Below are 21348 nucleotides of genomic sequence, written 5' to 3' on the forward strand. Positions count from 1 at the left end.
AAGAAAGGCAGACGGCGTCAGGGCAGAATCAGGAGAGCGTCAGCATGGACTTTATGTCCGGGCGGCTGTCGTGCCAGATCAGCGCCTGGCGCCACTCGGCGAGCCTGAAGTGCCGCACCGGCGGCATATCGATGTCGCGCAGCAGCGCCCAGAGGGTTTCAAAGCTGCTTTGCCACTCGTCACGATCCAGCCCCTTGATATGGTCACGCAGATGGAAGTGGCGCACGCGCCCACTCATGCGCCGGGAGCTGATGGGCACGCCGGAGAGTGCTCCGTAGGTTACAAATATCCCCTCGGAGGGCATGTGGGTCAGCAGTCGGTCGGCCAGCCGTCCGCCGGTGGCATCAAAAATGCGCCCGGCGCGGGCGGCCGCGGCATCGATGGCAGCGTGATCGTCCTGGTCCAGCACCTGCACGCCCATGCTGGTCAGCGCGTCGCGGTGATGGGTGCTGCGACAGATGCCGGTCACAGAGCGCGCCCCGCAGCACAGCGCCCACTGCGCCAGTAGCCGCGCGCAGTTCGAGCCCGCCGCCGTCAGGAGCACATCGCATCCCTCGACCGGCCAGCGCCCCAGCATGGCCATGGCGGTCATCGGATTGATCCAGGCGCGAGCGGCGACATGATCAGGGATGTCGTCGGGCACGGGCACGACCAGGCGTGGGTCGCAGTCCAGCGTCTGCTGCCAGGTGCCGGGACCACGCAGCGGCAGCACCCGTCGTCCCTCGAGCGCGCGCCACGCACCATGCGCCTGAATGACCACGCCCACCCCTTCATGACCGGCCACCAGCGGCGGTGCGATCCGATGGCGATAAACGCCGGCAATCGGGATCAGATCCGAAGGGTTGATGGGCGCGCAGGTCATGCGCACGCGCAGCTGCTCCTGCGGCAGCGCTCCATCGGGCTTCGGTTCCAGATGCAGCACCTCCAGCGGTGAGCCAAAGCGGTGATAGCGCAGCGCGGGGCTTTGCATGTCAAGCGGCAGGTCGGCATGGGCGATGGCAGCGTTCATGTCGGGTCTCCTCCTTTTGAATTGTTGTGGCTAAAACAGATCGATCTGCTGGTGAGGCGGCGCAAATCGCGTGATATCAAGCTGCTCTTCCTCGCGGCGTCGATTGAGCCCGAGGCGGCGAATGGCCAGCCGAAAGCGCTGGGCGAGCAGATCGGCGAAGGGGCCCTCGCCGCGCAGGCGATGGCCGAAGCGGCTGTCGTAATCGCGACCGCCGCGTGACTGGCGGATCAGGCTCATGACGTGCCCGGCCCGGTCGGGGAAATGTTCCGACAGCCACTGCTCGAACAGCGGGCGCACCTCATGGGGCAGACGCAGCAGGGTATAGCCGGCGCTGGTAGCGCCGGCATCGCGGCCGGCCTGCAGCAGTTTTTCCAGTGCCATGTCGTTGATCATGGGAATCATCGGCGCGGTGATAATACCGACCGGCACGTCCGCCTCGCGCAGGGTGCGAATGACCTTCAACCGCGCCTTTGGAGAGGCCGCTCGCGGCTCCATGATCCGCTTGAGATCACTGTCCAGCGTGGTGAAGCTGATAAAGACCCGCACCAGCCGCTCGCGGGCCAGCTCGGTGAGCAGATCAAGATCGCGCAGGATCAGCGCACTGCGGGTGGTGATGGTGAGCGGATGGCGATGGCGCAGCAGTACCTCAAGCAGCTGTCGGCTCAATTGGTGCCGGCGCTCGATGGGCTGATAGGGGTCGGTATTGGCGCCCAGTGCCAGGGGCTCGCAGACATAGCCGGGGCGGGCGAGCTCCTCGGCCAGCAGGGTCGGCAGATTGGTGCGTGCGATCAGGCGCGTTTCGAAATCAAGGCCCGGGGAGAGATCCCAGTACGCATGGGAGGGGCGGGCAAAGCAGTAGATGCAGCCGTGCTCACAGCCCCGGTAGGGGTTGAGCGAGCTTGAAAAGGGCATGTCCGGCGACTGGTTGCGCGATATCGCTGTTCGGCTGTGCTCCAGGCGCACCTCGGTGGCGTGACTGGCAGGTGCATCCTCCTGCCACCAGCCGTCATCGACCGCCTCGATCCGGTTGCGATCGAAGCGGTGATGCAGATTGCCGCTGGCACCGCGGCCGATAATGGATCCACCTGACATGCCGGTATCCTCCCTGAGTACTGTTTAAATATACAGTTATTGCAGGGAGAACCCAAGCCATCATTGGCGGGCGTACAAAAGGTTACGCCAGCGCTTTCAGATCCTTCAGCAGGGCGTCAAGACGTGCCTCGGTGAAGCTCGAAAACGAGATCAGGGCGCGCAGCGGCAGGTAGCGACCCATGGCGTCCATCAGATCATTATCGCCGCCCTTGTCCATCAGACTATTGAGCATGGGCAGCTCCTCGGCGAGGTCGGCAAGATGCTCGCGCAGTACCCGAGCAGCGCCCTCATGCGTTTGCAGATCGCCCAGCAGGGTGTTGCGACCGATCGCCGGCAGCGGCGTCTCGTCAACGTGTACCTCGATGGACCGGCTCAGGCGAATATCGCGCGAGGAGGCGCCGATGCGAACCTCGAAGGCGCCGGTGGGCAGACGCCAGTCGGCGCGCTCGGCGTCGTACCAGCAGAAATCCCGACGTGCGAGCGTCATCTCGACCCGGGCGGTCGCGCCCGGGGCAAGCGTTACCCGGTCAAAACCGCGCAGGGCCTGCGCCGCCACCGGCACGGTCTGCGTTTGATCACTCAGGTAGAGCTGTACGATCTCGCTGGCCTCACAGTCACCGCTGTTGGTGACATCGAGACTGACCGTGAGCCGGCCATCACCGCTGAAGGTGTCATCGGAAAGCGTCAGGTTGGCGTAGTCAAAGCGGCTGTAGCTCAGGCCGTGACCGAAGGGGAAAAGCGGTGCGACGTCCTGGGTATCGTGGTAGCGATAGCCTACAAAAATGCCCTCGCCGTAGCGCACCACATCGCCTTCGCCGGGGAAGTTGAGATGGACCGGGTTGTCCTCAAGGCGCTGCGGGAAGGTTTCGGCCAGCTTGCCGCTGGGTGAGACCTCGCCATAGAGCAGATCGGCCAGCGCCGCGCCGACCGCCTGGCCGCCCAGATAGCCCTCTAAAATGGCGCTGACCTGCCCGGCCCAGGGCATCACGATTGGCGCGCCGTTGGCCAGCACCACCACGGTGTTGGGCTGGGCGGCAGTGACCGCCTCGATCAGGGCGAGCTGATTGGCCGGCAGATTCAGATGGGTGCGGTCATAGCCTTCCGACTCGTGACGGTCGGGCAGCCCCAGACACAGCACGGCAACGTCTGCATCGCGCGCGCGCTGGGCGGCTTTCTGTTCGAGCTGACGGTCGGGCGCATCGCGGTCGATCTCGAAGCCTTTGGTATAGTCAAAGCTCGCGCCCCGGGTCTCGAGTGCCTCCAGCAGCGGCTCGACGCGGGTGGCGTTGACGTGTGAGCTGCCGCCACCCTGATAGCGCGGGCGCTCGGCAAATTCGCCGATCACGGCCACGCGATGCTCGTTGGACAGCGGCAGGGTGCCATCGTTTTGCAGCAGCACCATGCTCTCACGGGCAATACGCCGGGCCAGCTGGTGGTGGTCCTCGGCGTCGAACGAGGCGTTTTCAAGGCGGGCATCAACGGCCTTGAAGGTGATACGCAGCAGCCGCTCGACGGCAACATCCAGCACCGCCTCTTCCAGCTGGCCGTTCTGCACGGCGGCGACGATCTGGGCGTCGCGTTCACCGCCGGAAGCGGGCATCTCGAGTTCCATGCCGGCGGCCAGCCCCGCCACGCGCTCGTTGACCGCGGCCCAGTCAGAGACCACATAGCCTTCAAAGCCCCACTCGTTGCGCAGAATATCGGTCAAAAGCCGACGGTGTTCGCTGCAGTACTCGCCGTTGAGCCGGTTGTAGGCGCACATCACCGTCCAGGGCTGCGTCTCCTTCACGGCGTACTCAAAGCTTGCCAGATAGATCTCGCGCAGGGTGCGCTCATCGACTCGCGCATCCACCGACATGCGGCGATGCTCCTGGTTGTTGGCGGCGAAGTGCTTGAGCGAGCTGCCCACCCCGCGCGACTGGGTGCCGCGAATATGGGCCGCCGCCAGGTGCGAGGAGAGCAGCGGATCCTCGGAGAAGTACTCGAAATTGCGCCCGCACAGCGGCGAGCGCTTGATGTTGGCGCCCGGCCCCAGCACCACGTGCAGCCCTTCGGCCTGAGCCTCATCCCCCAGCGCGGCGCCAAGCTGTTCGAGCAGCGCCACACTCCAGGAGCTGGCAAGGCCGGCGGCCGTAGGGAAGCAGGTGGCCGGTTTGCTCTCGTTCACCCCAAGGTGGTCCTGATCCTCACCCTGGGCACGCAGCCCGTGGGGTCCGTCGGAGAGATTGATCGCGGGAATGTCCAGGCGCTCGATGGCCTTCGTGCGCCAGAAGCTATCGCCCGAGCACAGGCCGGCCTTCTCCTCCAGCGTCATCTGTTCGATCAGGCTTTTCAGATTGCGCATGATATTGCTTCCTCGTCGGTCGGATAATTGGGAGATGTGGATGCGCTACGCCGCCGTGGGCTTGGCCGTGCGGATCTCGGCCATGCGGCGATCCCCCAGCGGGTAGATCAGCATCAGCGCCGCCACGCCCAGCGCACCAAGGGCCGGCAGGACGCTCATCATGGATTTGATCAGCACCAGCACGGTGTCGCTCTGCTCGGTATTGGGGGTATAGCCGTAGGTGCTGAAGAGCACGCCGGTCAGCAGGCCACCGATGCTCATGCCGAACTTCTGGCTGAAGGTCACGGCACTGGTGGTGGTGCCGGTGGCGCGGTGCCCGCTTTTGTACTCCACGTAATCGGCAATATCGCCCACCATGGCCCACATGGTCGGGGCGATGATGCCGTTGATGAACTTGGCAGCCATGAAGGCGGCAAAGTAGAACGGCTGGCCCAGGTCGGCCGCCACGAAAAAGCTCGCCAGGGCGATGGCGTAGGCCAGATTGGCGCCGATCATGACGCGGCGCTTGCAAAAACGCCGCATGATCAGTTGATTGACGATCACTCCCACCACCATGCTGGCGTAGCCCATGGCCAGAAACAGTGACACCGAGGACGCCTCGCCGACGTAGTACTTGAAGAAGTAGATGGCTGCCGAATCCGGCATCAGCATCAGGGTGAAGACCAGGATGCTGGTGGCGAACATGATCCAGAACGGCCGGGCCCGGCCGATGTGGGCGAAGCTTTTTAACGGATTGCTGGCGCTGTCGCCCTCGACATAGCGCTCGCGCACGCCCCGGAAAGTGATCAGAAAAACGACAAAGGTGATCACGCCATAGAGGGTGTAGGTCAGTGCAAAACCGCGCTGCTCGTCACCGTCGCCCAGCAACTCGACCAGCGGCAGCGTGGCGTAGCTGATCAGCACAAAGGCGATGTAGGAGAGCAGCATGCGGTAGTTGGTCAGCTGGCGGCGCTCGTCGTTGTCGGTGGTCATCGACACCGGCAGCGCCGAGTAGGGGATATTGACCAGCGTATAGAGCCCCATCAGCGCGATGTAGGTCGCAAAGGCGTAGATGACGCGTCCGGTCTCGCTCAACGCCGGTGTGGTAAAAGTCAGCGCCAGCATTGCCCCCAGCGGCAGTGAGAAGAAGAGCAGATAGGGACGCAGGCGACCAAAGCGGGTACGGGTGCGATCGGCCAGCAGGCCCACGGCCGGGTCGGTCACGGCGTCCCACAGTCGGGTGACCAGAAAAAGGGTGCCCACCAGCGCCGGGCTGATGCCGAACACATCGGTATAGAAATACATCAGATACAGCGACAGCGAGGCCCAGGTGAAGGCACTGGCAAAGTCGCCCAGTCCATAGCTCAGCTTCTCCTGCACTCCCAGCATTGGCATGCCCTCATTGTCATCCCGTGTTCGTGAAACCGGTTTCATGATGGTCTGTCGAGGGCCATCTCACTATGCGACATTGGATTAAATTGATGGATGGCGACCATACGGGCAGGCAGACGCTGCGCTTGCCGTCACGCGCAGCATCTGGTCAAGTGAGCCCACAACCAAAAGGATGTCGTCATGCCTACCATTCGTGAGGTTGCCGCCCGCGCCGGCGTCTCTCCTGCCACGGTATCCCGCGTCATGAAGGGGGAGGTACGGGTCAATGCCGAGACAAGGGCCCGCGTCGAAGCCGTCATCAAGGCGCTGGGGTACGCCCCCAATGTCTTTGCGCGCTCGCTGGCCTCCAACCGGCTGAATGGTGTGGGGCTGGTCATCTCGCATCTGGGCGGTCCCTTCATGGGTCGGGTGATGATGACGCTTGAGGCGGCGCTGCGACGGGCCAATGTTTCCCTGCTGGTGGCCAGTGGCGGCGGCGAGGCCGGGCGCGAGCAGGAGGCGGTAGACTTCCTGCTCGGGCGGCGCTGTGACGGGCTGATCGTGCACGCCGATGCGCTCTCCAACGCAACGCTTGCTGGACTTGCGGCCACCACACCGCTGGTGGTGTTCAACCGGCGGGTGCCGGAGATCGCCGAACACTGTATCCATCTGGACAACGAGTGCGGCGGCTACCTGGCCACCCGCCATCTGCTGGAGCAGGGCCATCGACGTATCGCCTGTCTGACCGGTCCGCTGAAACAGCAGGACGCGGCCGAGCGACTGGCCGGCTATCGACGGGCCCTGCGCGAGGAGGGGATCGAGACGGATGAGCACGCCATCATCGAGGGTGATTTTACCGAGCGCAGCGGCGAGCAGGGCATGGCAACCCTGCTGGCCCGCGAGGCGGCGGTCACGGCCGTGGTGGCCGGCAACGATGACATGGCGCTGGGCGCCATGGCGGCCCTGCGGGCGCGAAGGATCTCGATGCCGCAGACCATCTCATTGATCGGCTATGACGATGAGGCCTGCGCGCGCCATGTGGTACCGGCTCTGACGACCGTTCATGCGCCGCTCGAGGAGATGGCGCAGGCCGCCGCCGAGCGACTGCTGGCACTGATCGAGGGCGCTACGCTGCCGCCCTCGACGCCTTTCATGCCGACACTGATCGAGCGGGAAACAGTGGCCGCCCCGGGGGGCTGACTACTTCTCTTTTGGCGCCTGCGTGGTACTGGCAGCGCCAGGCCCGGCACTGACCGGTACGCGCCGGGAACGCCTCAGATTGATGATCGCAATGCCACCCACCACCAGTGCGCCGCCCATCAGCTTGTTGAGTGCCATGCTCTCACCAAGCATTAAAACGCCCAGCAGTACCACGACCGCCGGAGTCAGAAGCGACAGTGGAATGAGGCGTGCCACCGAATGGCGCCGCAGCAGGGTATTCCACAGGCCATAGGCGATGATCGAGGACATCACCGCGCTGTAGATTACCGCGCCCCAGCCCCGCCAGCCGGCCTCCATCATCGCCGTCCACTGATGCTGTTCAAACAAAAGTGAGCCTGTCCCGACCAGCGGGATGGCAAACATCGACAGCCAGCCGGCCATCGTCAACGGCTCGATCTCCGGGCCTGTCTTGACCAGTAGATTGGTGATCGCCCAGCCCAGCGCACTCAACAGCAGCAGCGTCAGCGCCAGCGGCCCCGGCAGAGTGGGGCCACCGGCCAGCACCACGACACCGGAAAAGGACACCAGCATGCCGATGGCAGGTTTGAGGCGCAGGCGCTCCTTCAAAAAGATGGCCGCCAGGATGGTGGCAAAGGGCGTCCCCAGCTGTACCAGCAGCGCCCCGGTGCCGGCTTCGGCGTAGTTGAGCCCGATAAACAGGAAACCAAAATGCATCAGACCGAAACTGGCGGCCAGCTTCAGCACCAGCGGCAGCTGCACGCGGGTAATCCGGGTAAAGGGCACGATCAAGAGTGCTACCAGCGTAAAGCGCAGGGTTGTCATCAAAAGCGGCGGCATCTCGACCAGGCCCAGCTTGATCATGATGTTGTTGAACGCCCAGATCAGGATGACGGCCAGCACCAGATAGAAATCGCGAAGAGGCACGGCAGCTCCCGAATGAAAAGACGCCCCGCCTGATGTGATGCCGGGCGGGACGTTTTCATTCTAGCAGGGTGTTACCGCGACACATCAGTCACCTGATGGTCCCACCACATGCTTGAGCTCAAGATAGGCGGCCAGTCCCTGTGGGCCCAGCTCCCGTCCGATGCCGCTGCGTTTCATGCCGCCCCAGCTGATGTTCGGCAGGACCAGCTGCTCGGTATTGAACCAGACAATGCCCGCCTCGAGTTCGGCACCCAGGCGCCGGGCGCGCTCGGCATCGCCACTGATCACGGTAGCGGCAAGACCGAAATCGCTGTCGTTGGCCAGCGCCACGGCGTCCTGCTCATTGCTCACGGTATGGGCACACAGCACCGGTCCGAAAATCTCCTCGCGCCAGAGCGCACTGTCAGCAGGCACATCCCGATAGAGCACCGGGGCAACGAAAAAGCCGTGCTCGGGAAGTGTTCGATGGTGTTCATCACGTACGGCGATTAAACCTTCCTCCTTTGCCCGGGCAAGATAGCCGCGCACTCGTTCGCGCTGTGCAGCGCTGGCCAGGGGCCCCATGGTCGTATGCGCATCCAGTGGATCGCCAACAGACAACGCATCAATACGCGCGCTCAGCGCCGCCAGTACCGGCTCGACCACACGCTGGTCGACAATCAGGCGTGACGTGGCCGAGCAGATCTGCCCGGCGTTGAAGTAAAGCCCTGCCATGATCCAGTCGGCGGCCTGTTCGGGGTCGGCATCCTCCAGCACCACGATGGGGGACTTGCCGCCCAGCTCAAGTGACAGATTGCGGGTGCCGGCGGCCGCCTCTCGCATAATGGCCTCCCCCACACCGTTGCTGCCGGTAAAGGAGAGCTTGTCGATGCCCGGATGACGGGCCAGCGGTGCGCCGATGCCTTCACCATCACCGAGCAGCAGATTGAACACCCCGGCGGGCAGGTCGATTTCCAGCGCAATGTCTGCCAGCGCCAGCTCGGGGAGCGGTGTCACCTCGGAAGGTTTGAAGACCACCGTGCAGCCGGCAGCCAGTGCCGGGGCGATTTTCCAGGCACTGGTCACCAGTGGAAAGTTCCAGGGCGTGATCAGGCCGGCCACGCCCACCGGCATTTCATATTCGAATGCGCTGACCCCGGCCATGGTGGCCTCGACAGGGCGCCCCTGACGTGCCTCGAGATCGCCGGCCTGAGTGGCGTAGTAGCGATAGCAGGCGATGGCATCGTCAAGATCGATGGCTGCTTCGGCCAGCACCTTGCCGTTATTGATCGATGAACAGTGCATCAGGGCTTCACGCCGGTGTGCCAGGGCATCGGCAATGCGCATCAACCACTCACCTCGCTGGCGCCCGCCCAGCGCCCGCCAGCCGGGCAGTGCTGCGCGGGCGGCTCTGACGGCGTCATCAACATCTGCCGCGTCGCCTCCGGTCAGGATGGCCAGTCTGGTTTCATCGAAGGGGTTGATGACATCAAGACGGCGCTGGCCGGCAATGGGCACCCACTTGTTGGCGATAAACTGATGGGTCAACTTCTCCATATGGCTACTCCTCAGGCCTTGTGATCGCGCAGCCATGTCTCGATCAGGGCATGCAGCCGTTCCCCGGAGAAGCTGGGGAAATGGCCGCCGTGTACCGTTCGGGCCGGCAGGGCGCGTAGTCGCCGCATACTGGCGGCGTAGTCGTCGAGATTGCTGTGCCAGGTATCTTCGATCAGCGGCCCGTCATAGATCAGATCACCCGAGATCAGGGTGGCGCTGGCGGCTTCCCACAGTGCGATGCCGCCCGGCGAATGGCCCGGCGTGTGGATGACTTCAAAGCGGCGATCGCCCAGATCCAGCATGTCACCGTCTTCTAGACATGCGATGCGATCGGGCGGAGAGAGGCGATACCGGTGATATTCAAACGGGGCCGGCGGCAGCGCCTCGAACATGGCGTCGTCGAGAAAATCGGCGGCCAGGGTGCGCTCAAGGTCGGGACTGGCAAGGATGTCGGCCTCGGCCGCGTGGACATGGCAGGTGCCAAATTCATGCGCCGCGCCGATGTGATCAAAATGAGTATGACTGGCCACTGCCAGCAGATCGCGCTCGGTCAACTGCGGCACATGCCGGCGCAGCGGCACCGCCCCCAGGCCAAAATCCACCAGCAGATCGCGATCGCGGCCGCGAACATGCCAGATATTGCAGCGGTAAAAGGGTCGGATCGCCGGCTCATCGATACAGGTGATGCCTGCGCCCATGGTTGTGGTGCGATACCACTGATCAGCGTCGCGGCGTGGCAGGACAATATGGGTCATGTATCACGCTCCGAAGGCGTCAGCACTCGGACACCGAGCCAGTAGAGCCCACCGGTGATGACAAATACCGGCAGCGAGGCGCCAAAGGGCAGCGGGGTCACCAGTGTCCACCAGGCTGCCAGCGCCGCGCCGATCAGATAGGCGCCGATGGCGATGGGTGCCGTGGGGCGCCCGGGCTGGCGTCGAGCATCGAGCAGTGCGGTGTTGTAGCCTTCACGACCGACGAGATAGTAGTCGGCAATCATTACCGAAAAGGCGGGAATGAACAGGGCGCCGATCAGCAGCAGAAAGTTCTGGAACTGATCCAGAATACCGGGAATCAGCGCGCCGAATACCGTGACAACACCGATGATCAGTGCCGGCTTCCAGAAACTCATGCCCGGGGCGACATTCATGCACGAGAGTGTGGCGCTATAGACCGCCATGACGTTGGTTGTCATCACCGAAAAGAAGATGACCAGCGCTGCGGGCAGCCCGAAACCGAAGCCGGCCAGCAGGCGGGTCGGGTCATAGGTCTGCTCAAGGCCATTGATGATCGACAGTCCCGAGATGGCAGCCCCCAGCCCCATGGCGATCAATGCCGCCAGAACGTAACCCAGCCAGGTGCCCCAGATGGCGATGGCGCCGCTTTTGCAGTTGCGGTTGTAATCGGCCGAGGAGGAGATCCACGAAAACGCGGTGGCAATCACGATATCGAAGGCAATGCCCAGCGTAATGGCGTTACGGGACTCGACCGGTATTTCGACAAGCGCGCTGAGCTCGTAGTGGCGATTGAGTTGATAAAGCACGATCCCGGCCAGCACGAGCATGGCCAGCGCCGCCCAGCGTTCGACGCGCTCAATACCCAGGTGTCCGCGCAGTACGACCATGACGACCACGGTTTCGCACAAAATCGTCATCAAGGGCAGATTGGAGTAGCCGCTGGTGGCCTCAATGGCGTAGTCAAGGCTCATACCCGCCAGCAGCGCCTGAATCCAGCTCCAGGCAATCAGTACACACATGTTGACCAGTGAGATCAGCCGGCTGCCCAGCGGCCCATAGGCGCGCCTGGTCAATACCATGGAGGGCAGGCCGGTGCGCTGACCCATCAGTCCCACCAGCAAAAGCGGTATGGCACCGATCACCGAACCCAGAGCGACGGTGCCCATGGCGGTAGTGAAGGAAAGATCCGGCACCAGCAGCATGCCGGTCAGAATGGTGGTCACGACCACATTGGCACCCAGCCACAGGGCCAGTGTGCCGAAGGCGCCGAGACTGCGGTGCTGATGCTCGCCCAGCGTGTCCTGCCCGAAAAAATTTTTGAAAGAGGGCATGCGATTGTCCTTGTAATGTTGAGCGCCGGCACCCGGGTTTAGACACGGCCAGCCTGCCACTGCCCGGCATCGATCTCGATCAGGCAGGGTGCATCCAGCGCTCTGTTGTTCAACGCTTCTTCCAGCGCCTGTGGTGTGGTCACCCGGAGAGCGGCGATGCCAAATCCGGCGGCCAGCTGCTGAAAGTCGGGCGCTACCGGGTCCACTCCCAGCCGTGTAACACCTGCGCTATCCATGGCGCGGCGGATCTCCTCAAAGCCTGCGTTGTGCCAGACCACGATGATGATCGGCAGTTGTTCTTCGAGCGCGACACCAAGCTCTGCCAGGGTAAACATCACGCCACCGTCCCCGACCAGTGCCACCACCGGTAGGTCGGGGCGTGCCAGTGCTGCGCCCAGTGCAGCCGGCAGACCGTAGCCCAGCGTGCCGTAGCCGGTGGAGGCATTGAAAAAGCGGCGAGGGGCGCCGCGCGCGAGCAGATGATTGGCGGCATAGACCGGCGCGGTGGAGTCACCCACGATGATCGCCTCGGGCAGCACGCGCGTCAGTATCTCGAACAGCGGAACGAAGGGCGCCATGTCAGGGCGTTCATGCAGCGCCAGGCGACGGTGCAGGGCACTGACGATGGCGGCGCCGTTACGCTCGACCGGGGTCAGCCGGGCCAGCAAGTTGGTCATGGCGGCGCTGGCGTCGGCCACCAGCCCCAGCGCCGGTGGATGATTGGCATTGAGCTGCCCGGGGTCGATATCGATGCGAATCAGCCGACCGGTCAGCCTGAAGCCGCCGTCGAAGGTGACGTCATAATCGGTCTCGCCCAGCTCGGTGCCGATCGCCAGAATGACATCGGCCTGCGCGGCGAATTCGCGAACCTCGGGCCAGGTGGCATTGGCACTCAGATCTAGTGGATGATTACGCCCCAGCACGCCACGTGCGTTGATGGTGGTCAACACGGGCGCATCGAGTCGCTCGGCCAGCGCGCGTGCTGCCTCCGGATTTCTGACGCAGCCACCCCCGAGCAGCAGCAGCGGTCGCTGTGCTTCGTTCAGCCATTGAGTGGCCTGTGCGATGGCCTCCGGGTCGGGCGCCGGGGCGTACAGGTGCGCCGTTGCGGGCAGCGGCGACTCAAGCGTGACGTTGAACAGGTCACGGGGAATGCTGATATGCACCGGGCCCGGCCGGGCCGTATCGAATACGGCCAGGGCGCGATCCAGCACGCGCGGCAGATTGGCAGGGTCAAGCAGGGTATGGCTGAAGACGCTGAGACCGGCCAGCGTGTCATGCTGGCTGGGCATTTCATGCAGGCGACCTTCGCCCATGCCAAGCTCGGCGCGCCGGTTGACGCTTGAGATCACCAGCATCGGTACGCTGTCGGCCAGTGCCTGCCCCATGGCCGTGGCGATGTTGGTCATGCCCGGGCCGGTAATGATGAAACAGGCCGCCGGCCGGCCGCTGGCGCGCGCGTAGCCGTCTGCCATGAAACCAGCGCCCTGTTCATGGCGCGGGGTGACATGCCGCAGTGCGCCACCCGCCAGCCCGCGATAGAGTTCAATGGTATGAACGCCGGGAATGCCGAAGACGGTATCGATACCGTGCGCCGCCAGCGCCCGTACCAGCCAGTGTGCCAGAGTATGACTCATGCGCCTGCCTCCGCCACCGGGCGGCTGTGATCGGGTCGGGCCAGACTGCCGGCCACGAAGCAGACCAGACTGGCGAAGAGGCCGGCGTAGACCGGGGTATTGGCCAGCAGCCCGTCCTTGAACATGAACATCAGTACCGCCACCGTGCCGGCGGCCATGGCCGCGATGGCCCCGACGTTGGAGGCGCGTTTCCAGAACATGGCCCCAATGATGGGGACCAGCATGCCGCCGACCAGCAGGTTGTAGGCGATGGTCAGCGCGCCAATGACATCGTTGACCACCAAGGACAGCAGTACGGTCAGTACCCCGATCAGCAGTGTACACAGACGGTGGGTCGACAGGCGCTCATCCGGCGCGCGACCGGTGAGAACCGGCAGTAGATCGCGAGTCAGAAGTGTCGAGGCGGCCAGGGTTCCGGCGCTGGAGGTCGACATCATGGCCGCCATGGCGGCAGCTATGATCAGGCCACGAATCCCATCGGGCAGCGCCAGCTGGGCAACGGCGGCGAAGGCATTGTCGGCATTGTCGAGATCGGGCAGCAGTACGCTGGCCGCCACGCCGACCAGGGCACCAAGTACCCCATAGACGATGCAGTAGAGGCCGGCACCGGCGCCGGCTAGGCGGGCCACGCGTACCGAGCGGGCGGTAAACACCCGCTGCCAGATATCCTGGCCGATCAGAATGCCGAGGAAATAGATTACGAAGTAGGTGATGATGGTGTTCCAGCCGATCCCCGTCAGCGAGAAATGGCCCGGATCAGCCCTTTCCATCAGGGCGCTCCAGCCCCCGGCGTAGTGGACGGTCAGCGGCAGCATCAGGCCCACCATGCCGATGGTCATGATCACGAACTGCACGATATCGGTCAGCGTCAGCGACCACATGCCGCCGATGGTGGCATAGACCACGACGATGCTGCCGCCGACCAGGACGCCCACCCAGGCCGGTACTGCAAACAGCACGGTGACCAAGGTGCCAATGGCAATGGTGGAGGTCACTGCGATCATCAGGTCATAGGCGAGCATGACGGCCGAGCTGACGGTTTTCGCCGCCGGCGTATAGCGCCGCTCCAGTAGCTGGGTGACGGTATAGAGCTTCAGTTTTGCCAGTGGCCCGGCCAGTACCAGACTCAGTACGATCAGCCCCAGGCCGAGGGCCGCACACAGCCACATGCCCGAAAGGCCATAGGTGTAGCCCAGCGTGACCGTGCCGACGGTGGAGGCGCCGCCGAGCACGACCGCCGAGAGTGTGCCGATATAGAGTCCCGGTCCCAGCCGACGGCCGGCCACCAGATAGTCCTCCTGATTGCGGGCACGCCTCATGCCCACCCAGCCCAGCGCCAGCATGCCCAGCGCATAGAGCGCAATGACCAGTAGATCGAGCCACATACAGAATCATCCTTCCGCCCCGGGGACGGTGTTTGTTGTTGTGATGGCGTACGGCTGCTGCCAGATGGCTGGCGCCGACTGGCATAGTGGGCTAGCGGTATTGAACGCCGGGCAGGATGCAGAGCAGCTCAAACATCAGATTGGCCGCCACCACTGCCGTCTGCCCATGGGGGTCATAGGGCGGCGATACCTCGACCAGATCACAGCCGACGATATCCAGCCCCCTGAGACCGCGGATGATCTCCAGTGCCTGGGGAATGGTCAGGCCACCGATCTCCACCGTGCCGGTGCCCGGCGCGTAGGCGGGATCGAGGCTGTCGATGTCATAGGTGACATAGACCGGGCCACCACCTACCTTCTCGCGGATCTCGGCCATCAGGGGTGTGAGTGACTTGTGCCAGCACTCTTCGGCAGGCACCACGCGAAACCCCTGCTGGCGGCCCCAGTCAAATTCATCGGGCGCGTAGCCGGTACCCCGCAGGCCGATCTGGGCGACCCGCTGACAGTCCAGCAGCCCCTCCTCGACTGCGCGGCGAAAGGGCGTGCCATGGGCAATTTCTTCACCGAACATCTGCTCATTGATGTCGGCATGGGCATCGATGTGTACCAGGCCCACCGGACCATGCTTTTTGGCCATCGCGCGCAGAATCGGCAGGGCAATGGTGTGATCGCCGCCCAGCGTCAGCGGTATAACGTCGTGGGTGAGCAGATCATCGAACCAGTGCTCGATGATCGCGACGCTTTTTTTGAGATCGAAGGTATTGATCGGTACATCACCGATATCGGCAATCTGAAGACTCTCGAAAGGCGCCGCGCCGGTGGCGACATTGAAGGGACGCAGCATGCGTGACTCGTCCCGGATCTGGCGCGGACCGAAACGGGTACCGGGGCGGTTGGAGGTGCCAATATCCATCGGAATGCCAATGAAGGCGACGTCCAGCCCAGCACCGGTATCCTGGGTGGGCAGGCGCATCATGGTGGCCGGGCCACCAAAGCGGGGCATCTCGTTGCCGCCCAGTGGCTGATTGAAGTTCCTGGTGCTCATCGTTGATCCTCGAATGCCAGTAGCAGGTACTGATTCATTGCAGTAATCGTGCCAATTCTGCAATGGCCGTGATTCAAGCAGTTACAAGCAGCCTTGATGCACGGATGAATCATTTCCCTGTCAATGATGATTCATTGTTGTATGGTGATCCATCCATGAATCACCGGAGGCGATATGAGCGATATCGACAGCGCGCTTTTGGAGGTCCTGCTGGAATCATCCCACGATCATCTGGTCATCACTGACGCCACCGGTGACATACTGCACGCAAGCCCCGGCGCCTGTGCGGTCTATGGCGTCTCGATGCAGGCGCTGCGCAGTACCAGCGCCCAGGCGCTTGAAGCCCGCGGAGTGTTCTCGCCTTCGGTCACCATGAAGGTATTGGCCAGTGGCGCCTCGGCACAGGTCATGCAGACCACGCTGACCGGTCGACAGGTACTGGCCGAGGCGCATCCGATCTTTGTGCACGACGAGCTGGTACGGGTCGTAAGCCGATCACGGGACATGACGGATCTGCAGCTTCTACAGGAAGAGTACGCGCTGCTGTCTAATCGGTTTAACGATCAGTTGCGTCGCAGCGACCCGGATACCCTGACCAGAACCCTGGGACTTGAGGCATTCGAGGTGCGCAGCCGTGGTATGCAGGATGCGGTGGCCCTGCTTAAAAGAGTGGCTGATACGCAGGTCACTGTACTGCTGACTGGGGAATCCGGTGTGGGCAAGACCGCGCTGGCGCGGCAGGTACACTGCTGGAGCGAGCGTCGTGAAGGGCCCTTCGTCGATGTGAACTGCAGCGCCATCCCTGAAAGTCTGTTTGAATCGGAAGTCTTTGGCTATGCACCGGGGGCGTTCAGCGGGGCCTCCCGACGTGGCAAGCCGGGGCTGATGGAACAGGCCGAGGGCGGCACTCTGTTTCTTGACGAGATCGCCGAACTACCGCTATCCGTGCAGGCCAAGCTGCTCAAAGTATTACAGGACGGTATGGTCATGCGTCTTGGCGATACCTTGCCCAGGCGGCTCGACTTTCGCCTGGTCGTGGCTACCAATCAGGCGCTGGAGCATCGTGTGGAGGAAGGCGCTTTTCGGCTGGACCTTTATTACCGTCTCAATGTGGTGCCCGTTCATCTGCCGCCCCTGCGCGAGCGACGTGAGGATATTCCGGCGCTGGTAGAGCGCCAGATGCGTCGACTCAACGAACGCTACGGTCTCACTCGCGTGATTGATGAGCGGCTCTGGGCGCAGCTGATGAGCCATGACTGGCCCGGTAACGTTCGTGAGCTGGAAAATTTCCTTGAGCGCAGCTGGTTGACCAGTGATATGGATGTTGCAGACGACACCCGCGAAAGAAGCTGTCGGCTGATACCGTCGAAAGGGGCTGAAGTCGCCAGCGACTTCGAACCCGAAGCGCTGCCAGAGAGTGACACGTTCAATCTTGCAGCCACCCTTCTGCGTACGGAGCGTGAGCTGCTTGAACGCGCCGTTCGCGGTGCTTCTTCCACCTATGAGCTGGCTCGGCGGCTGGGCATCAGCCAGCCTAGCGCGGTGCGCAAGCTTAAAAAGCATGGCTTGCGGGTGTCGTCGCGGTAAGCTTGGCCCTTTCATGCATTGAAGCGAGGAACAGACAATGCGTCAGTGGCAGGTATGGGCGGGTGCCGTATTGGTGATGGGACTGTCCGGCTGTGAAAGCGTGCAGCGAATGGCGCAGAACATTCCGGGCGCTGAACATATTCCGGGGCTTTCCAGCGAGGGTCCGGTCGAGGCGACCGTGCCCAGGCAGGTGCCCTTCCCGGTCGAGACCTATGCAGCGCTTTCAAAAACCGGTACTGCGACCATCAAGGGGCGTCTGGCCTATCAGCTGACCTCGGGACAGACCGTTTACGGCAATCGTGAGAAGGTTTCGATTGCGCCGGCCACCGAGTATTCGGCCGAAGCCGCCGACAAGGCCCTGGCCGGTCAGCGCGTTGAGCCGGCCGACCCGCGCGCGCAGGCCTATACCCACATGACCACCACCGACGCCAACGGCTACTTCACTGCCACCGGCATCCCGGCGGGTACCTTTTATGTGGCCGGCACCGTGGCGCTGCCCAACGGTCAGGGACGAAGCCCGTTCATCCTCAAGCAGGTGCGGGTGAAGGAGGGCGGCTCGGTCAACGTGACGCTGAGTCGATAATAGATCGCCGCTGCAACCCTGTTGAACCATCCTGTCCTGGAGAACCTCAATGAAAGCCGCCATGCTCGCCCCGGCAGCCGTTTTGATCCTGTGGTCACTGGTCATGCTGTTCTGGATGGCCTTCAGTCGCTTCAGGGCGATGAAGGACACCGGCGGTGATCTGAAAAGCGCCCGCCCGGGTGGGCGCGGTCAGGACCTGGAAAGGGTGCTGCCCGAGCGTGCCAACTGGAAGGCGCACAACTACACCCATTTGATGGAGCAGCCCACGATCTTTTATCCGGCGGTCATCATTCTGGCCATGATGGGCGCCAGTCCTCTGGATGTGTTGTTTGCCTGGGGGTATGTGCTGTTTCGCATCATCCACTCCCTTTATCAGGCCACCATCAATCGAGTTGCGGTGCGCTTTCCCCTGTTTCTGGTATCGACCATCGCTCTGGTCTGGCTGGCCTTGCGGGCGGTGGCGGTCACGCTGTTTGCCTCCGGGGCGGTCTAAAGGGCTATTCAGGCACCCACTGGCGACATCGCTCGGTCGTAGGTCGTGATCTCGAAAGGGTTATCGTCCGGGTCGCTGAAATAGAGAGACCACGCCACCTGGTGATCCTCGAGCCGGGGCGGTACGGGGAGCTCTTGCATCAGCCAGTTCTGCCACTGATAAAACTGCTCGCCACTGACGCCCAGCGCAATGGTCGAGCGACAGGGGGCGTGGGCGCGCTCAAACAGTGACAGGCAGACGGCGCCGGTACTGTCAGCGATGATCAGCGGGCCACCCGGTTCATCGGCCCAGAACGCCAGCGCAGCGACGCGCTCAAGGCCCAGCACCCTTTGATACCAGCGCTCGGCGGCCGTGCGGTCGGCGACATACACATGAATGTGATCGATACGATCCAGTGATGGCGGCATGAGGTGATCTCCCTGGTCCCTGAGTTGTCAGCACATCCTGAAGGGTAATAAAAAAACCGGCGCCCGAGGGCGCCGGTTTTCATTATGGGCTGTCATGGCTGACAGCTGACCATCAACGCATCAGCTCTTTTTGGAGAGCGTGGCCAGTGCATCGTTGAGAATGCGGCTCGGACGCATGGCCTGACCGGCCAGTTCGATATCCGGGTGGTAGTACCCCTTGATCTCGACGGCCTTGCCCTGCACGCCGTTGAGCTCATCGAGGATCGCCTGCTCGTTGTTGCTGAGCGTCTCGTAAAGCTCGCCAAAGAGCTTTTTGAGTTCGGCGTCGTCGTCCTGTTCGGACAGCGCCTGGGCCCAGTACAGCGCCAGATAGAAGTGGCTGCCGCGGTTGTCCAGCTCACCGGTCTTGCGCTTGGGCGACTTGTCACTGTCGAGGAACTCGCCGTTGGCGCGATCGAGTGCGTTGGCCAGCACGATGGCGCGCTGGTTATCAAACGTCTTGCCCAGGTGCTCAAGTGACGCCGCCAGTGCCAGGAATTCCCCCAGGGAATCCCAGCGCAGGTGGTTTTCTTCCACCAGCTGCTGGACGTGCTTGGGCGCGGAGCCACCGGCGCCGGTTTCAAACAGGCCACCACCGTTCATCAGCGGCACGATCGAGAGCATCTTGGCACTGGTGCCCAGCTCCATGATCGGGAACAGGTCGGTGAGGTAGTCACGCAGTACGTTACCGGTCACCGAGATGGTGTCCTCACCGCGGCGCGTACGCACCAGCGTGTACTGCATGGCTTCGACCGGCGTCATGATCTGGATATCCAGACCGCTGGTGTCGTGATCCTTCAGATACTGTTCGACCTTTTTGATCATCTGCGCGTCGTGGGCGCGCGCGCTGTCGAGCCAGAAGATCGCCGGCGTCTGGCTGTCACGGGCACGGGTCACGGCGAGCTTCACCCAGTCCTGGATCGGGGCGTCCTTCGTCTGGCACATGCGCCAGATATCTTCGCGCTCAACCGAATGCTCAAACAGTACGTTGCCTGCCTCATCGGTAACGCGCACGGTGCCGTCGGCCGGGATCTGGAAGGTCTTGTCGTGGGAGCCGTACTCTTCGGCCTTCTGCGCCATCAGGCCGACGTTGGGCACGCTGCCCATGGTGGTCGGATCGAAGGCGCCGTTTTTCTGGCACTCCTCGATGGTGGCCTGATAGATGCCGGCGTAGCAGCGATCCGGGATGACGGCCTTGGCATCGTGGCGGGCGTCATCGGCGCCCCACATCTTGCCGGAGTCGCGAATCATCGCCGGCATGGAGGCATCGATGATGACGTCACTGGGCACGTGCAGGTTGGTGATGCCCTTGCCGGAATCGACCATCGCCAGCGACGGGCGTTCCTTGTAGAGCGCCTCGATGTCGGACTTGATCTCGTCCTGCTTGCTGGTGGGCAGCGAGGAGAGCGCCGAGTAGAGATCGCCCACGCCGCTGTTGGCGCTAAAGCCTGCCTGGCCGAGCACCTCGCCGTGCTTTTCCAGCACGTCGCGATAAAACTCGTCGACCACGATGCCGAACATGATCGGGTCGGAGACCTTCATCATGGTGGCTTTCAGGTGCAGCGAGAACAGCACGCCCTGCTTTTTGGCGTCCTTGATTTCGCTTTCGATGAAGCGGCGCAGGCGACGCGCGCTCATGCTGGCGCCGTCGACCACTTCACCCTCGGTGACGGCGACCTTGTCCTTGAGTACGGTGGTGGTGCCGTCCTTCTGGACCAGCTCGATCTTCAGATTGCCGGCCTTCTCGACCACGGCGGATTTCTCGCTGCCGTAGAAGTCGCCCTCGCTCATGTGGGCAACGTGAGACTTCGAGTCGGACGACCACTCGCCCATGCGGTGCGGATATTTCTTCGCGTAGTTCTTGACCGACTTCGGCGCCCGGCGATCGGAGTTGCCCTCGCGCAGTACCGGGTTGACGGCACTGCCCTTGACGCGATCAAAGCGGGCACGAATGTCCTTTTCCTTGTCGCTTTCCGGCGACTCGGGATAGTCGGGGATGGCGTAGCCCTGACCCTGCAGCTCCTTGATCGCGGCCTTGAGCTGGGGCACCGAGGCGCTGATGTTGGGCAGCTTGATGATGTTGGCTTCCGGCGTTTTGGCCAGATCGCCCAGCTCGGCCAGATGATCCGCCATCTTCTGGTCGTCTTTCAGGTAATCGGGGAACTGCGACAGAATGCGCCCGGCAAGCGAAATATCGCGGGTTTCGACGATGATGCCGGCCGAATCGGTAAAGGCATCAATAATGGGGAGCAGCGAATGGGTGGCCAGCGCAGGTGCTTCGTCGGTGAGGGTGTAGATGATTTTCGGCGTGTTGGACATCCTGGTATAAACCTCTCTTGTCACTGCGATTGCATGGAATACATGACGGTTGCATGAAGCTGGAGCGGTACGCAGTGGTCGTGCAAGGGCAGTCTATCGTCTGTCTTCGCACCCACTCGCCCGACGATGAATCTTGCCTGCGAAGCGCCCGGACCTCATGCGAATAATGCGCCCGCATGAGCCAGCGATCCGATCATGGCGAGTATAACAGTGCACCCTGCCGGGTGCATGAGCAGGCCCCGCGCAAGGGAGGCTCAAAAAATAATCCATGTTATTTAAATGCCTGATACCAAAGAATTTGTTGTCAGCGCTTGGATAATTGCCGGGTCTTTCTACCCTGAAGGAGTA

The 21348-nt window shown here is 62.8% G+C and carries 17 protein-coding genes; 4 read left to right on the forward strand and 13 right to left on the reverse strand.

The annotated features are described in order from the left end of the window. Window positions 1-28: 28 nt before the first annotated feature. From C8D72_RS10495 to C8D72_RS10510, 4 genes are all read right to left on the reverse strand, one after another. Window positions 29-1009 (reverse strand): zinc-dependent alcohol dehydrogenase family protein, encoded by a 981-nt coding sequence (locus tag C8D72_RS10495; protein WP_211308830.1) that lies wholly within the window; start codon window positions 1007-1009, stop codon window positions 29-31. A gap of 30 nt (window positions 1010-1039) precedes the next feature. Then, the gene (locus C8D72_RS10500; RefSeq protein ID WP_115854345.1) at window positions 1040-2101 is read right to left on the reverse strand and encodes a PA0069 family radical SAM protein; all 1062 of its coding nucleotides are present in this window, start codon (window positions 2099-2101) and stop codon (window positions 1040-1042) included. 82 nt (window positions 2102-2183) lie between these two features. After that, on the reverse strand, window positions 2184-4445 hold the full coding sequence (locus C8D72_RS10505) for a glycoside hydrolase family 3 C-terminal domain-containing protein (protein WP_115854346.1): 2262 nt from the start codon (window positions 4443-4445) through the stop codon (window positions 2184-2186). Window positions 4446-4490: 45 nt separating this feature from the next. Continuing rightward, entirely contained in the window at window positions 4491-5819 is a 1329-nt protein-coding gene (locus tag C8D72_RS10510) for an MFS transporter (RefSeq protein ID WP_170140568.1), read from the reverse strand. A 177-nt stretch (window positions 5820-5996) separates the two neighbouring features. Between C8D72_RS10510 and C8D72_RS10515 the strand changes: the two genes are divergently transcribed. Continuing rightward, window positions 5997-6995, forward strand: a complete 999-nt coding sequence (locus C8D72_RS10515) for a LacI family DNA-binding transcriptional regulator (RefSeq protein WP_115854348.1) — start codon at window positions 5997-5999, stop codon at window positions 6993-6995. On the opposite strand, the gene C8D72_RS10520 is transcribed toward C8D72_RS10515, so the two are convergent. From C8D72_RS10520 to speB, 7 genes are all read right to left on the reverse strand, one after another. Continuing rightward, the gene (locus tag C8D72_RS10520; RefSeq protein ID WP_115854349.1) at window positions 6996-7901 is read right to left on the reverse strand and encodes a DMT family transporter; all 906 of its coding nucleotides are present in this window, start codon (window positions 7899-7901) and stop codon (window positions 6996-6998) included. An 84-nt stretch (window positions 7902-7985) separates the two neighbouring features. Next, window positions 7986-9437, reverse strand: coding sequence for an aldehyde dehydrogenase family protein (locus C8D72_RS10525; RefSeq protein ID WP_115854350.1), 1452 nt, complete (start codon window positions 9435-9437; stop codon window positions 7986-7988). Window positions 9438-9448: 11 nt separating this feature from the next. After that, on the reverse strand, window positions 9449-10192 hold the full coding sequence (locus C8D72_RS10530) for an MBL fold metallo-hydrolase (RefSeq protein ID WP_115854351.1): 744 nt from the start codon (window positions 10190-10192) through the stop codon (window positions 9449-9451). Then, the gene (locus tag C8D72_RS10535; RefSeq protein ID WP_115854352.1) at window positions 10189-11505 is read right to left on the reverse strand and encodes a purine-cytosine permease family protein; all 1317 of its coding nucleotides are present in this window, start codon (window positions 11503-11505) and stop codon (window positions 10189-10191) included. Before C8D72_RS10535 ends, C8D72_RS10530 begins: the two co-directional genes overlap by 4 nt. Before the next feature lie 38 nt (window positions 11506-11543). Further along, window positions 11544-13142, reverse strand: coding sequence for a 5-guanidino-2-oxopentanoate decarboxylase (locus C8D72_RS10540; protein WP_115854353.1), 1599 nt, complete (start codon window positions 13140-13142; stop codon window positions 11544-11546). Further along, window positions 13139-14527 (reverse strand): sodium:solute symporter family protein, encoded by a 1389-nt coding sequence (locus tag C8D72_RS10545; protein ID WP_115854354.1) that lies wholly within the window; start codon window positions 14525-14527, stop codon window positions 13139-13141. Before C8D72_RS10545 ends, C8D72_RS10540 begins: the two co-directional genes overlap by 4 nt. Before the next feature lie 91 nt (window positions 14528-14618). After that, window positions 14619-15572 carry an agmatinase gene (speB, locus tag C8D72_RS10550; protein WP_115854355.1) on the reverse strand — a complete coding sequence of 318 codons (954 nt, stop codon included), beginning with the start codon at window positions 15570-15572 and terminating at the stop codon, window positions 14619-14621. 174 nt (window positions 15573-15746) lie between these two features. Here speB and C8D72_RS10555 point away from each other — a divergent pair, with 174 nt between their 5' ends. The 3 genes from C8D72_RS10555 to C8D72_RS10565 are packed head-to-tail and all read left to right on the forward strand — an operon-like array spanning window position 15747 to window position 18235. Further along, a complete protein-coding gene (locus C8D72_RS10555) occupies window positions 15747-17159 on the forward strand; it encodes a sigma-54 interaction domain-containing protein (protein WP_115854356.1) in 1413 nt (470 codons plus the stop codon). A 37-nt stretch (window positions 17160-17196) separates the two neighbouring features. Then, complete coding sequence (locus C8D72_RS10560; RefSeq protein ID WP_115854357.1) at window positions 17197-17742, forward strand: collagen binding domain-containing protein; 546 nt, start codon at window positions 17197-17199, stop codon at window positions 17740-17742. Window positions 17743-17791: 49 nt separating this feature from the next. Continuing rightward, window positions 17792-18235, forward strand: a complete 444-nt coding sequence (locus C8D72_RS10565; RefSeq protein WP_115854358.1) for an MAPEG family protein — start codon at window positions 17792-17794, stop codon at window positions 18233-18235. An 8-nt stretch (window positions 18236-18243) separates the two neighbouring features. Here the strand turns inward: C8D72_RS10565 and C8D72_RS10570 are convergent, their stop codons facing one another. Both C8D72_RS10570 and C8D72_RS10575 read right to left on the reverse strand, forming a co-directional pair. Beyond that, window positions 18244-18642, reverse strand: coding sequence for a VOC family protein (locus tag C8D72_RS10570; protein WP_115854359.1), 399 nt, complete (start codon window positions 18640-18642; stop codon window positions 18244-18246). A 120-nt stretch (window positions 18643-18762) separates the two neighbouring features. Then, window positions 18763-21000 carry an NADP-dependent isocitrate dehydrogenase gene (locus C8D72_RS10575; protein WP_115854360.1) on the reverse strand — a complete coding sequence of 746 codons (2238 nt, stop codon included), beginning with the start codon at window positions 20998-21000 and terminating at the stop codon, window positions 18763-18765. Window positions 21001-21348: the final 348 nt, after the last annotated feature.

The organism is Kushneria indalinina DSM 14324, from assembly GCF_003385845.1.
Lineage (GTDB): Bacteria > Pseudomonadota > Gammaproteobacteria > Pseudomonadales > Halomonadaceae > Kushneria > Kushneria indalinina.

Coding starts and splice junctions, on each gene's coding strand:
- C8D72_RS10545 (WP_115854354.1), bottom strand. CDS start 14,527: ATGTGGCTCGATCTACTGGTCATTGCGCTCTATGCGCTGGGCATGCTG.
- C8D72_RS10525 (WP_115854350.1), bottom strand. CDS start 9,437: ATGGAGAAGTTGACCCATCAGTTTATCGCCAACAAGTGGGTGCCCATT.
- C8D72_RS10500 (WP_115854345.1), bottom strand. CDS start 2,101: ATGTCAGGTGGATCCATTATCGGCCGCGGTGCCAGCGGCAATCTGCAT.
- C8D72_RS10540 (WP_115854353.1), bottom strand. CDS start 13,142: ATGAGTCATACTCTGGCACACTGGCTGGTACGGGCGCTGGCGGCGCAC.
- C8D72_RS10530 (WP_115854351.1), bottom strand. CDS start 10,192: ATGACCCATATTGTCCTGCCACGCCGCGACGCTGATCAGTGGTATCGC.
- speB (WP_115854355.1), bottom strand. CDS start 15,572: ATGAGCACCAGGAACTTCAATCAGCCACTGGGCGGCAACGAGATGCCC.
- C8D72_RS10505 (WP_115854346.1), bottom strand. CDS start 4,445: ATGCGCAATCTGAAAAGCCTGATCGAACAGATGACGCTGGAGGAGAAG.
- C8D72_RS10535 (WP_115854352.1), bottom strand. CDS start 11,505: ATGCCCTCTTTCAAAAATTTTTTCGGGCAGGACACGCTGGGCGAGCAT.
- C8D72_RS10575 (WP_115854360.1), bottom strand. CDS start 21,000: ATGTCCAACACGCCGAAAATCATCTACACCCTCACCGACGAAGCACCT.
- C8D72_RS10555 (WP_115854356.1), top strand. CDS start 15,747: ATGAGCGATATCGACAGCGCGCTTTTGGAGGTCCTGCTGGAATCATCC.
- C8D72_RS10510 (WP_170140568.1), bottom strand. CDS start 5,819: ATGCCAATGCTGGGAGTGCAGGAGAAGCTGAGCTATGGACTGGGCGAC.
- C8D72_RS10560 (WP_115854357.1), top strand. CDS start 17,197: ATGCGTCAGTGGCAGGTATGGGCGGGTGCCGTATTGGTGATGGGACTG.
- C8D72_RS10570 (WP_115854359.1), bottom strand. CDS start 18,642: ATGCCGCCATCACTGGATCGTATCGATCACATTCATGTGTATGTCGCC.
- C8D72_RS10565 (WP_115854358.1), top strand. CDS start 17,792: ATGAAAGCCGCCATGCTCGCCCCGGCAGCCGTTTTGATCCTGTGGTCA.
- C8D72_RS10495 (WP_211308830.1), bottom strand. CDS start 1,009: ATGAACGCTGCCATCGCCCATGCCGACCTGCCGCTTGACATGCAAAGC.
- C8D72_RS10515 (WP_115854348.1), top strand. CDS start 5,997: ATGCCTACCATTCGTGAGGTTGCCGCCCGCGCCGGCGTCTCTCCTGCC.